The organism is Streptomyces sp. NPDC056480, from assembly GCF_042795405.1.
Classification (GTDB): Bacteria; Actinomycetota; Actinomycetes; order Streptomycetales; family Streptomycetaceae; genus Streptomyces.
This window is the reverse complement of the sequence record NZ_JBHTSA010000052.1, coordinates 45531-57440: the sequence shown is the minus strand read 5'-3', so window position 1 is coordinate 57440 and position 11910 is coordinate 45531. Positions and strand designations below refer to the sequence as shown.

Annotated in this window: 11 protein-coding genes; 8 read left to right on the top strand and 3 right to left on the bottom strand. The window is 71.9% G+C overall.

Annotated elements, in window-relative coordinates; translation table 11 throughout:
- The first annotated feature begins 564 nt into the window (after window positions 1-564).
- The 4 genes from kdpB (at window position 565) to ACFQ79_RS22775 (ending at window position 4865) form a co-directional block, all read left to right on the top strand.
- Complete coding sequence (kdpB, locus tag ACFQ79_RS22790) at window positions 565-2775, top strand: potassium-transporting ATPase subunit KdpB (RefSeq protein WP_383586288.1); 2211 nt, start codon at window positions 565-567, stop codon at window positions 2773-2775.
- A gap of 262 nt (window positions 2776-3037) precedes the next feature.
- Window positions 3038-3847 (top strand): SDR family NAD(P)-dependent oxidoreductase, encoded by an 810-nt coding sequence (locus ACFQ79_RS22785; protein WP_383586286.1) that lies wholly within the window; start codon window positions 3038-3040, stop codon window positions 3845-3847.
- 38 nt (window positions 3848-3885) lie between these two features.
- Window positions 3886-3963, top strand: a complete 78-nt coding sequence (locus ACFQ79_RS22780; protein WP_383380455.1) for a 50S ribosomal protein bL37 — start codon at window positions 3886-3888, stop codon at window positions 3961-3963.
- A gap of 65 nt (window positions 3964-4028) precedes the next feature.
- The gene (locus ACFQ79_RS22775) at window positions 4029-4865 is read left to right on the top strand and encodes a GNAT family N-acetyltransferase (protein WP_383586284.1); all 837 of its coding nucleotides are present in this window, start codon (window positions 4029-4031) and stop codon (window positions 4863-4865) included.
- Here ACFQ79_RS22775 and ACFQ79_RS22770 read toward each other — a convergent pair.
- Both ACFQ79_RS22770 and ACFQ79_RS22765 read right to left on the bottom strand, forming a co-directional pair.
- On the bottom strand, window positions 4811-5569 hold the full coding sequence (locus ACFQ79_RS22770; RefSeq protein ID WP_383586282.1) for a DUF4118 domain-containing protein: 759 nt from the start codon (window positions 5567-5569) through the stop codon (window positions 4811-4813). The genes ACFQ79_RS22775 and ACFQ79_RS22770 overlap by 55 nt on opposite strands.
- Before the next feature lie 125 nt (window positions 5570-5694).
- Complete coding sequence (locus ACFQ79_RS22765; protein ID WP_383586280.1) at window positions 5695-7533, bottom strand: APC family permease; 1839 nt, start codon at window positions 7531-7533, stop codon at window positions 5695-5697.
- A 160-nt stretch (window positions 7534-7693) separates the two neighbouring features.
- On the opposite strand from ACFQ79_RS22765, the gene ACFQ79_RS22760 reads away from it, so the two are divergent.
- Complete coding sequence (locus tag ACFQ79_RS22760; protein ID WP_383586278.1) at window positions 7694-7876, top strand: hypothetical protein; 183 nt, start codon at window positions 7694-7696, stop codon at window positions 7874-7876.
- A gap of 246 nt (window positions 7877-8122) precedes the next feature.
- Window positions 8123-10078: an amino acid transporter gene (locus ACFQ79_RS22755; protein WP_383586277.1), complete on the top strand. Its 1956-nt coding sequence runs from the start codon at window positions 8123-8125 to the stop codon at window positions 10076-10078.
- Between the two features lie 146 nt (window positions 10079-10224).
- Here ACFQ79_RS22755 and ACFQ79_RS22750 read toward each other — a convergent pair whose 3' ends face one another.
- Window positions 10225-10641 (bottom strand): arsenate reductase ArsC, encoded by a 417-nt coding sequence (locus tag ACFQ79_RS22750; RefSeq protein ID WP_383586275.1) that lies wholly within the window; start codon window positions 10639-10641, stop codon window positions 10225-10227.
- 149 nt (window positions 10642-10790) lie between these two features.
- Here ACFQ79_RS22750 and ACFQ79_RS22745 point away from each other — a divergent pair, with 149 nt between their 5' ends.
- Window positions 10791-11099, top strand: a complete 309-nt coding sequence (locus ACFQ79_RS22745) for an ArsR/SmtB family transcription factor (protein WP_383586273.1) — start codon at window positions 10791-10793, stop codon at window positions 11097-11099.
- 34 nt (window positions 11100-11133) lie between these two features.
- Complete coding sequence (locus ACFQ79_RS22740) at window positions 11134-11904, top strand: aquaporin (protein WP_383586271.1); 771 nt, start codon at window positions 11134-11136, stop codon at window positions 11902-11904.
- Window positions 11905-11910: the final 6 nt, after the last annotated feature.

Here is an 11910-nt window from a genome sequence, read left to right as displayed (position 1 = left end):
GTCGCGGACCGGGACGGCCCACCGGTCGCACAACCGTCGTGGGTGTCGTGGTGGCGGTCCCGGCCGTCGTGTCCGGACCGTGCGTGCCACCGGTGGCGGTCGACACGCATCCCTCCCACCCCGACGCCTCGGACGGTTGTCCGATCCCCCGCAGTGAGGAGTCTGTGGTTCGTTTCGGGCTCCGCCCGACGGTGTTGACGTGGTCCTGACGCTCCGTCGGTCCGATTTGACGGGCCTTTGACGACCGGGACCGACACCCGTCAGAGAGACGTCAATTCGGGCGTCCCGGTGCCGCCGACGGCTTCCCGTGCGCCTAGTTTTCTTCTCGGTCGCTCACCGGCCCGTGGACGTCAGTGGCCTGATCGTCCCTGGACCGCGGGGGCACGGCAGTCCTCCCATCCGACTCCTGTGCCCCCGCTCCGCGAGCGACGCTGTCCGTCCACAGCCGTCCTGTGGGAGCCGGAGGTCTTCTCCGGCACCCACGGACGCGGACGAGGGCGGCCCTGCCGTGCTCTCCCGGCCTGCGCCGATCGGGCGGCCGGGCTATTCAGAAGGTCTTCCGCGATGCATTTCCGCGCGCCCCAGCAGGCGCCCTCCGCTCCTCCGACGCCGACGCCGACGCCGACCGATCCGACAGCACCGAGGACTCCGACCGCTCCGGCCGCTCCGCCCCACAACCCGGCCGCCGCACCCCAACGGCGACGCTCGGCACAGGGCGGGCTGCTCGACCCCGTACAGCTGGTGAAGTGCTTCCCGGAGGCCGTACGCAAGCTGCATCCGCGGGCCCTGGTACGGAATCCGGTGCTGTTCGTCGTCGGCGTCGGCTCGGTGCTCACGACACTGTCGGCGGTCTTCGACCCGTCCGTGTTCACCTGGGTGATCAGCGCCTGGCTGTGGCTGACGGTGGTCTTCGCCAACCTCGCCGAGGCCGTGGCGGAGGGCCGCGGGAAGGCTCAGGCCGCATCGCTGCGCAAGGCGCGTACGGACACGGTGGCGCTGCGGCTGAGGCACTGGCGGTACGGCACGGACCTCGACCGGGCCGAGACGGAGGCCGTGGCCGCCACCGACCTCCGGCTGTTCGACTTCGTGCTCGTCGAGGCGGGCGAGCTGATCCCCGCCGACGGCGATGTCGTCGACGGCGTCGCGGCGGTCGACGAGTCCGCCGTCACCGGCGAGTCCGCGCCGGTGATCCGCGAGTCGGGCGGCGACCGGACGGGAGTGACGGGCGGGACGACGGTGCTGTCGGACCGGATCGTCGTACGGGTCACCTCGCGCCCCGGCCACTCCTTCATGGACCGGATGATCGCCCTGGTCGAGGGCGCCTCCCGGCAGAAGACGCCGAACGAGATCGCGCTGAACATCCTGCTCGCCGCGCTCACCGTCGTCTTCGTCCTGGTCGTCGTCGCGATCCAGCCCATGGCCGCCTACGCCGGCGCCGCCCCCTCCACCACCGTCCTCGTCGCCCTGCTCGTGACCCTGATCCCGACGACGATCGGCGCGCTGCTGTCCGCGATCGGCATCGCGGGCATGGACCGGCTCGTGCAGCGCAACGTCCTGGCCATGTCGGGCCGCGCGGTCGAGGCCGCGGGCGACATCGACACCCTCCTCCTCGACAAGACCGGCACCATCACCCTCGGCAACCGCGAGGCCGCCGACTTCGTCCCGCTGCCCGGTGTCGAGGAGGCGCAGCTCGCGAACGCCGCGCAGCTGGCCTCGCTGGCCGACGAGACGCCCGAGGGCCGGTCCGTGGTGATCCTCGCGAAGGTGAGGTTCGGTCTGCGGGCCCCGGCCGAGGGCGAGTTGGCGAACGCCCGGTTCGTGGAGTTCAGCGCACAGACCCGGATGAGCGGTATCGACCTGCGCTGGGACAACGGCGCCGCCTGCCACATCCGCAAGGGTGCGACGGCGCAGGTGATCGCCTGGGTCGAGATGTACGGCGGTACGGTGCCGGGCGAGGCGCGCGCCTGGAGCGACCAGATCTCGGCGGCCGGCGGCACTCCCCTCCTGGTCGCCGTCAACGACTGGGACGGCCCCCGCGTCCTCGGCATCGTCCACCTCAAGGACGTGGTGAAGGACGGCATCAAGGAGCGGTTCGCGGAACTGCGCCGTATGGGCATCCGTACGGTCATGATCACCGGCGACAACCCGCTGACCGCGCGCGCCATCGCCCACGAGGCCGGGGTCGACGACTACCTGGCCGAGGCGACCCCCGAGGACAAGCTGGCGCTGATCAAGAAGGAGCAGGCGGGCGGGAAGCTCGTCGCGATGACCGGCGACGGCACGAACGACGCGCCCGCGCTCGCGCAGGCCGACGTCGGTGTCGCGATGAACACGGGCACGTCGGCCGCGAAGGAGGCCGGCAACATGGTCGACCTCGACTCCAACCCGACCAAGCTCATCGAGATCGTCGAGATCGGCAAGCAACTCCTCATCACCCGGGGCGCCCTGACCACCTTCTCGATCACCAACGACGTCGCGAAGTACTTCGCGATCATCCCGGCCATGTTCACGGGCGCCCATCCGGGCCTGGAGGCGCTGAACATCATGGGGTTGCACAGCCCGACCTCGGCGATCACCTCGGCCATCATCTTCAACGCCCTGATCATCGTGGCCCTGATCCCCCTCGCCCTGCGCGGCGTCCGCTACCGGCCCGCCTCCGCGCACCACCTGCTCCGCCGCAACCTCACGGTGTACGGCCTCGGGGGACTCGTCCTGCCCTTCCTCGGCATCAAGGCCATCGACCTGATCGTCTCCACCGTCCCCGGCCTCGGGTGACCACTCGTCAGGAGGGCGTCAGGGAACCGCCGTTCGCCTTGCCCGGGGCGTCCGTCGCGGGTTCGATGGGAAGCATGAACAGCGCATGGCTCCTGCTCGACCGGCCGCCCCATCGGGCGCCCCGTCGTGAGCCCCGCTGTCCGGAGACGTCCGCCCACCGCTGACGTGCCTCCGCTTCGCCCCGGGGCGTCGTGACATCCCCTGTCCGGCGCCCCTTCCTCGTACCCGTACACACCTTTCACTCCTGAGGGACTGACCCGTCATGTCCGTATCCGACCTTTCCTCCCGTACCGTCCTGGTCACCGGTGCCACTTCCGGCATCGGCCACCAGACCGCCCGGCTGCTCGCCGAGCGCGGGGCCACGGTGCTCGTCCACGGCCGCACCGCCGAGGAGGCGCTCGCCGCCACCGACCGGCTCGTCACCCTCGCCGGCGTCGACGGGTCCCGACTGTGCGCGTTCGGCGCGGACTTCACCCGCCTGGAGGAGGTCGAGCAGCTCGCCGTCAGGGTCCTGGCCGAGCACCCGCGCCTCGACGTCCTCGTCAACAACGCGGGCATGGCCGCGCCCGAGCGGCACACCGTGACGGCCGACGGCAACGAGATCGCCTTCCAGGTCAACTTCCTCGCCCACTACCTGCTCACCCACCTCCTGGAGCCGGCCCTCACCGGAGGGAGGGGCGGTCGAGTGGTGAACGTCTCCTCCTCTCTCCACCGCAGCGGCTCCATCCAGTGGAACGACCCCCAGCGGGCCCGCCGCTACTCGCGCCTCGCCGCCTACGCCCAGTCGCAGCTGGCCCTGACGGTCTTCGCCGCCGACCCGCGGGTCACCGCCGTCTCCGTGCACCCGGGCGTCTGCACGACCAGCCTCCTCTCCCTGTACGCCCACGAGGGCGTCGCTCCGGCCGAGGGCGCGGCGCATGTCGTACGGCTCTGCGACCCGGCCGTCGAGATCGTCAACGGCGCCTACTACGACCGCGAACACCGCGTCGCCCCCGCGCCCGCCGCCTCCGAGGAGCGCACCGTCAAGCGCCTCACCAAGCTCGCCGACCTCCTCGTCGGCCAGAGCGCCTGACTCGTCGGCCGGAGCACCCGAAAGGAACGACACCACTCATGTCCAAGCGCGCCCGCAAGAAGAAGGACCGCCGCAGGAAGAAGGCGAACCACGGCCGCAGGGCCGGCGCCCGCTGAACCCCCGGGGGCGGCCCACACCCGGGCCGCCCCCTTCCTCGTCCTCTCCCGCACCAGGAGCTGCCGTGATCCCGCACCCGCCCCACCAGCCTCCCGCCCCCGCCCGCGTGTTCCTGTCCGGCGCACCCGGCGCCAGGGCACTCGCCGAGCACGTCCTCACCACCGGCCACGGCCAGTGGTGGACCGACCGCGCCCGGGAGCCGCGCGTCGTGGCGGTGACCTGCGGCGGACACGCCCTCCTCGCCGGCGACCCCAGCGCCGTCACCCCGGACGAGCTGGCCCCGCTCGCCGGGCACTACGTCGAGACGCCGGGCCGCTTCCTCCCCGTCCTCGGAGCCGCCTTCGAGCAGCTCGTCCCCTGGGACCGGATGCACTACGTCCACCGCGCCTCGGCCGTCGCGCCCCGCGTCCCCCGGGGCGTCGTCATCCGCAGGCTCTCCCCCGAGGACGCCCCGGCGCTCGCGGCGCTCGACCCGGCCATGGCCTGGATCCACCAGAGCTGGGAAGGACCCGCCGCCCTCGCCGCCTCGGGACTCGGCTGGATCGCGACACGCAGGGGAAGGGTCCTCGCAGTGGCCTGCTCCCGGTACCTCGGCAGCCGCTCCGAGGACGTCGCCTGCGCCACCGCGCCCGACGAACGCCGTCAGCACCTGGCCCTGGCCTGCGTCGCCGCACTGACCGCCGACATCGCGGCCCGCGGCCACCGCGCCGGCTGGAGCTGCTCCCGCGACAACCGCCCGAGCCGCCTCCTCGCCTGGACCGCCGGCTTCCGCCTCGACCACGAGTACGTCCACCACGTCGCCGGCCCCGTCAGCCGCGCGTCACGGTTGCCCGAGGGCCTCCGTCCTCACGGTCTGCGGCCCGCACCGACGCTGTCGTCGTCCAGCGCGGCGGCGGCCTGAGCGGCCAGGTCGGCCGCGACCAGGCGCGCCTCCAACGACGGTGGTGCGCAGCCCGGTTCGGGGCTCAGCAGGAAGCGGCCCTGGTACCGGCCGCGGACGACGGCGCGCAGCTCGATCTCGCCCTCCGGCCAGCCCTGGCGCTCCAGGTCCCAGATCCAGCCGTCCACCTTCACCGTCCCGTCCGGGTCCAGCCGCGGCGGACGCCCGATGAGCGTGCCGTACTCGAAACGGCACGCCCTCAGCTCCAGCACCTCGATCAGCTCGTCCCGCACCCGTCGGAGGATGTCGTCCGAGGAGGAGGTGCCGGTCCGGGCCAGGCGGGTCGTGCCGTGCAGCCGCTCCAGGTGCGTGGCGTCGGTGACCGCCACCCGCCTCATCGTCCGGGCGTGCGCGGCCAGCTGGGAGACGATCAGGCCGACGACCAGGAGGAGGACGGCGGTCTCGACGTCCGCCCGGTCCTCGATGTGGAAGCTCCCGTACGGCTCGGTGTGGAAGAAGTCGAACCACGCGGCGGCCGACAGCGCGGCGAGCGCGCCCGCGAACCGGTTGCCGAACGCCGACACGGCGACGACCACGACGACCAGCAGCAGCGCGAGATTGGTGTGCGTGACGGACGCCCGCAGCGGCATCAGCACAAGAGCCGCGGCGAACGGTGCCAGGACTCCGGCGGCGACGGCGGCCGTGTCCCGAAGCGGAAGCCTCATGATCCACCTCGCAGGATCCAGCCCCCCGCGATCCCCCTCCGACACGTCAAGCCTCCGCCCGGTGCGGCGTGGGGGGCACCGGGCGGAGGGGTCTCATACGGATTCCTGACGGTCGGCGGACGTGGTCAGCAGCGGAAGCGGAGCCGGCAGACGACGGCGTTCGTGTCGCGGCGGACGGCGTGGGCGACGACCGCGCCCCGCTGGTTCTGCAGGGCCCGCTGCCACAGGTGCTCGGGTTCGGCCTCGGGGACGAGGACGGTGACGCGGGTGCCCGGTTCGGTCGCCGCCAGGTCGCGTACGTACGCGGTGATGGGCCGGCCGAGCGAGCGGCGCTCGGAGGGGAGCCGGACGAGCGGGACGCCCGGGTTCCACAGGGCCCAGTCGCGTTCGAGGGCCTCGGTGACGGCCACGTCCTCGGGGTCCGGGTGGCAGACGGTGACCGCGCGGACCTCGTCGCCGAGGGAGACGGCGGCTGTCAGGGCCTCGCTGGTGAGGCGGGTGAGGGACGAGACCGGGACGAGGACGAGAGAGCGTTCGCGGTGCGGGGGTTCGGGGATCCGGCCGACGCCGAGACGCTCGCCGATCCGCCCGTACGCCCGGTGCACGGCCTCGAAGGCGAGGACGAGGACCGGCAGGGCGATGACGATCAGCCAGGCCCCGTCGTGGAACTTGGTGGCGGTGACGACGACCGCGGAGACACCGGTGAGAACGGCGCCGAGACCGTTGAGCAGGGCCTTGGCGGCCCACCGGGGGCCGCGCTCGCGGCGCCAGTGCAGGACCATGCCGGTCTGGGCGATCGTGAAGCCGACGAAGACGCCGATCGCGAAGAGCGGCACGAGCGTGTTCGTGTCGCCGCCGGAGAAGACGAGCAGACCGGCCGAGACGACGGCGAGCCAGACGACACCGTGACGGTGGACCTGACGGTCGGCCTTCAGACCGAAGACGTGCGGCAGGTAGTTGTCGCGGGCCAGGAGCTTCAGCAGGACCGGAAGGCCGCCGAAGGAGGTGTTCGCGGAGAGCGCCAGCAGCACCATGGTGGCGAACTGCACGACGTAGAAAGCCCAGTTGTGACCGAGGGAGGCGTCGGCGAGCTGGGCGAGGACGGTGACGCCCTCGACCGGCTGGAGCCCGAAGCGGGAGATCAGGACGGACAGGCCGATCAGCATCACACCGAGCAGCGCGCCGAGCGCGACCTCCGCGCGCATCGCCCGGCGGGCCGCAGGGGCGCGGAACGAGGGCACGGCGTTGGCGATCGCCTCGACGCCGGTGAGCGCCGAGCAGCCCGAGGCGAAGGCCTTCAGCAGGAGCAGGGCGCCGACGGTGGTGGCGTTGTCGGCGAGGACGGAGGCGTGTCCGGCGGACGCGGCCGTGGAGACGGGGGCGTCGCGGAAGAGGCCGACGACGATCAGCACCAGGATCGCGCCGATGAAGACGGCGGTCGGGGCGATGAACGCGCGGGCCGAGTCGACGATCCCGCGCAGGTTCACCCCCGTGATCAGCACGAGGACCGCCAGGCAGATCCACAGCCGGTCGCCGTACAGCTCGGGGAAGGCCGAGGTCAGGGCGGCGACACCGGCCGTCACGGCGACCGCCACGTTCAGGACGTAGTCGAGGACGAGCGACCCCGCCGCGACCAGGCTGGTGCGACGACCGAGGTGCGCCTTGGCGACCGCGTACGAACCGCCGCCGTCGGGGAACGCGGCGATGACCTGCCGGTACGAGGCCACGAGGACGGCCAGCAGGCCCGCGATGGCCAGCGTGACCGGGAGCGTGAAGCCGAGCCCGTATCCGCCGGCCGCCGCGAGGACCAGGACGATGGCCTCGGGGCCGTACGCCACCGAGGCCATCGCGTCGAGCGAGAGCGCGGCGAGTCCGGTGACGGCCGTCAGCTTGTGGCGCGCACCGGTGTCCGGCGGTTCCCCGACGACGGGTGTGGCACCGTTCTCGGTGGTCAGTGCGGACATGCGAGTGTTCTCCTTCGTGCTCAGGTCCGCTCAGGGTGTGCCCTGGTCAGGGCCCTCCCAGGAGTTCCTGGCGCGTTCTTGGCGCCCGACGGCACTCTCTTCACACCTTCTTGACGCGAGTGCCCGGGAACACGGGCGTCCACGGCGCTACGGTCGTGCCATGAGCCGAAACAGCGCGCGGACACCCGCCGACAGCCGCGTGCGACGCATGTCGATGTCGCTCGCCGCCGCGGCTCTGCCCGTGTGCGTCCTCGGCGTGTTCCACGACGCCCTGTGGCTGCTCGGCGCCGGAGCCTGGCTCCTCATCGCGGCCTTCCTGATCGAGCTCGTCTACCGCCCGTGACCGCTCCGGCGGCGCCCTGCCGTCCGTGTCGGCACGCTCCCTCGGAGGCACGGGGCGTCGTCTCCCGGTCGCACTGAGCGCCCGCTCCCCCACTCGGTCGATCCCGGGGATGAGCCCGACCGGTGCATCTTGACGCTTTCCTGACGCGCCCGGCCCGATCGGTCGTTGACGCGTTGCTTACGCTGGCCCGGCCCGTCCGCACGACGGGCGGAACCCCTCATCCAGCAGCAGCTCAGGAGCACCCCCATGGCCACCACACCGGACGCGCGCACCGGACGACTGCGCGCGTGGATGCTGGAGGGCCTCTCCGACATGGGGAAGGGCAAGCCCTCCCGGCCCAAGGAGTCGGCGCCGGACGCCGGCCACAAGGGGCAGCGCTGGTGGCGGGTCATGTGCCTGACGGGCGTGGACTACTTCTCGACCCTCGGCTACCAGCCGGGCATCGCGGCCCTGGCCGCCGGTCTGCTCTCCCCCATCGCCACCATCGTCCTGGTGATCGTCACCCTGGCCGGCGCGCTCCCCGTGTACCGGCGCGTGGCGGAGGAGAGCCCGCACGGCGAGGGCTCGATCGCGATGCTGTCGCGGCTGCTGTCCTTCTGGAAGGGCAAGCTGTTCGTCCTGACCCTGCTCGGCTTCGCCGCGACCGACTTCCTCATCACGATCACCCTGTCGGCGGCCGACGCCTCCACCCACCTGGTGGAGAACCCGCATCTGGAAGAGGCCCTGCACGACAAGCAGGTCCTGATCACCATGATCCTGATCGCGATGCTCGGCGCGGTGTTCCTCAAGGGGTTCCTGGAGGCGATCGGCGTCGCCGTCGTCCTCGTGGGCATCTACCTCTCCCTCAACGCGGTCGTCGTCGTGACCGGCCTGTGGCACGTCCTGACCGAGGGTCATGTGGTCACGGACTGGACGGCCGCACTGACCGCCGAGCACGGCAACGTCTTCGCCATGATCGGCGTCGCCCTGCTCGTCTTCCCGAAGCTCGCGCTGGGCCTCTCCGGCTTCGAGACGGGTGTGGCGGTCATGCCGCACGTCCAGGGCGAGCCGGGCGACACGGAGGAGAAGCCCGCCGGACGCATCCGGGGGACGAAGAAGCTGCTGACGACGGCCGCGCTCATCATGAGCGTCTTCCTGATCTGCACCAGCTTCATCACCACCGTCCTCATCCCGCACGAGGAGTTCGAGTCCGGCGGCAAGGCCAACGGCCGCGCCCTCGCCTATCTGGCGCACGAGTACCTCGGCAACGCGTTCGGCACCGTCTACGACGTGTCGACCATCCTGATCCTGTGGTTCGCTGGCGCCTCGGCGATGGCCGGCCTGCTCAACCTGATGCCGCGCTACCTGCCGAAGTACGGCATGGCCCCGCACTGGGCCCGTGCCGTCCGCCCCATGGTCATCGTCTTCACGCTGGTCGCGTTCCTCGTGACATGGATCTTCGACGCGGACGTCGACGCCCAGGGCGGTGCGTACGCCACCGGTGTCCTCGTCCTGATCTGCTCGGCCGCGATCGCGGTGACCATCGCGGCCCGCAAGGCCGGCCAGCGGGGCTGGACCATCGGCTTCGGCGTCATCTCCGCCGTCTTCCTCTACACCACCGTCGTCAACGTCATCGAGCGCCCCGACGGTGTGAAGATCGGCGCCTGCTTCATCGCCGGCATCATCCTCATCTCGCTTCTCTCCCGCCTCGGCCGGGCCTTCGAGCTCCGCGTCACCCACGTCGAGCTCGACGAGATGGCCCAGCGCTTCATCCAGGACATCTCCCGCCGCACCCCGCGCTTCATCGCCAACGAACCCGACAACCGTGACATCGCCGAGTACCGCGACAAGATCGAGCAGATCCGCGCCGACAACGACCTGCCGACCACCGAGGACTTCGTCTTCGTCGAGGTGACGGTCACCGACCCCTCGGAGTTCGAGGCGGGCCTGACGGTGCGGGGCGAGGTCCTCCACGACCGCTTCCGCGTCCTCACCGTGGAATCCTCCTCCGTCCCCAACGCACTGGCCGCCCTGCTCCTCCACTCCCGCGACATGACGGGCGTCAGCCCCCACATCTACTTCGAGTGGACCGAGGGCAACCCCTTCGCCAACTTCCTCCGCTTCTTCCTCCTCGGCCAGGGCGAGGTCGCCCCGGTCACCCGCGAGGTCCTGCGCGAGGCGGAGCCCGACCGGAACCGCCGCCCCCGCGTCCACGTCGGCTGAGACACGCGCCGGCCCGCGGCGGCAAGAGGGAGCGGAAGCCGGTGGGGCCCCTGGGGCGTGCCCAGGGGCCCCACCGGCCGAGAGCCGCTCTCAGCTTCGCGCTGTCGCGGGGGTCGGTGCCGTGCGGACGGCGGCTTCGATCCGGGTCACCGCTCCCGCTTCGCGTCGATCTCGGCGACGAGGCCCTCGACGAGGGCCTTGATCTCGTCGCGGATCGGGCGGACGGCCTCGACGACCCGGCCGGCCGGGTCGTCGAGGGACCAGTCCAGGTACGTCCTGCCCGGGAAGATCGGGCAGGCGTCGCCGCAGCCCATGGTGATGACGTAGTCCGACGCCTGGACGGCCCCGGTCGTGAGGACCTTCGGCTTCCGGTCGGAGATGTCGACGCCGACCTCGGCCATGGCCTCGACGGCGGCCGGGTTGACCCGGTCACCGGGAATCGAACCCGCGGAGCGGACCTCGATACGGTCCCCGGCCAGGTGGTCGAGGAATCCGGCGGCCATCTGCGAGCGGCCGGCGTTGTGGACGCACACGAAGAGCACGGAGGCGAGCGGAGCGGTCATCGGTTCTTCCTTGGGGGCAGGGACGGCGTCACGGAGGGAACGCGCGAGGACGCGGTCATTCGGCGTCCGCCGGAGGCGAGAACCCCCTTGGACCCGGGGAGGTCAGCCCAGGCTGGTATCAGCCCCGGGTGATGTGACAGTATCAGCCCATGATGACGTCAGTCGATACTGATCTGATCCGGGTGCTCGGAGACCCCCTGCGCCTTCAGATCGTGACCCTGCTCGCCCGCGAGACGCTCTGCACCACCCACCTCGTGGAGGAGACCGGCGCCAAGCAGACCAACCTCTCCAACCACCTGAAGGTGCTGCGCGAGGCCGGCGTCGTCGAGACCGAGCCCTGCGGCCGGTTCACCTACTACCGGCTCAAGCCCGAGGTCATCGAGCAGCTCGCGGGACAGTTCGCCGCCCTGGCCGCGACCGCCCGCGCCAACGCCGACACCAAGAGAGCCTGCCCGTAACCTCTCGCCCCCGCCTGCCGAGGAGCATCCGCCCGTGACCGCCACCGAGCCCGCTGCGGGCGAGGTCATAGCCGACGGCACATCGCCGCGGCCCGTGCCCGCCGCCGCCCCGTCCCGTACCCCGCTCGCCGCACGAGCCGCCGCGGAACTCGTGGGCACCGCCGCCCTGGTCGCGATCGTCGTCGGCTCCGGCATCCAGGCCACCCGGCTCACCGACGACGTCGCGCTGCGGCTCCTCGCCAACTCCACCGCCACCGTCTTCGGCCTCGGCGTCCTCATCACCCTGCTCGGGCCGGTCTCCGGCGCGCACTTCAACCCGGCCGTCACCCTGGCCGAGTGGTGGACCGCCAGGCGCGGCGGTGCGGGTGTGAACGCCCGTGAGCTCGCCGTCTACGTCCCGTCCCAGACCGTCGGCGCGATCGCGGGCGCGATCCTGGCGGACGCGATGTTCGGCGAGCCGCTGGTGAAGTGGTCCACGCACGACCGCTCGGCCGGGAACCTCCTCCTCGGCGAGGCCGTCGCGACGGCCGGCCTGATCCTGCTGATCTTCGGCCTGGCCCGTACCGACCGACTCCGCTTCGCGCCCGTGGCCGTCGCCTCGTACATCGGCGCGGCCTACTGGTTCACCTCGTCGACCTCGTTCGCGAACCCGGCCGTGACGATCGGCCGCGCCTTCACCGACACCTTCGCGGGCATCGCGCCCGCCTCCGTGCCGGCGTTCGTCGGCTCGCAGATCATCGGAGCGGCCGTGGGTCTCGCCCTGGTCGCGGTCATCTTCACGCGAGGGAAGGCGGCCGCCGAGTGACCGGCG

Coding starts and splice junctions, on each gene's coding strand:
- kdpB (WP_383586288.1), top strand. CDS start 565: ATGCATTTCCGCGCGCCCCAGCAGGCGCCCTCCGCTCCTCCGACGCCG.
- ACFQ79_RS22785 (WP_383586286.1), top strand. CDS start 3,038: ATGTCCGTATCCGACCTTTCCTCCCGTACCGTCCTGGTCACCGGTGCC.
- ACFQ79_RS22780 (WP_383380455.1), top strand. CDS start 3,886: ATGTCCAAGCGCGCCCGCAAGAAGAAGGACCGCCGCAGGAAGAAGGCG.
- ACFQ79_RS22770 (WP_383586282.1), bottom strand. CDS start 5,569: ATGAGGCTTCCGCTTCGGGACACGGCCGCCGTCGCCGCCGGAGTCCTG.
- ACFQ79_RS22765 (WP_383586280.1), bottom strand. CDS start 7,533: ATGTCCGCACTGACCACCGAGAACGGTGCCACACCCGTCGTCGGGGAA.
- ACFQ79_RS22760 (WP_383586278.1), top strand. CDS start 7,694: ATGAGCCGAAACAGCGCGCGGACACCCGCCGACAGCCGCGTGCGACGC.
- ACFQ79_RS22755 (WP_383586277.1), top strand. CDS start 8,123: ATGGCCACCACACCGGACGCGCGCACCGGACGACTGCGCGCGTGGATG.
- ACFQ79_RS22750 (WP_383586275.1), bottom strand. CDS start 10,641: ATGACCGCTCCGCTCGCCTCCGTGCTCTTCGTGTGCGTCCACAACGCC.
- ACFQ79_RS22745 (WP_383586273.1), top strand. CDS start 10,791: ATGATGACGTCAGTCGATACTGATCTGATCCGGGTGCTCGGAGACCCC.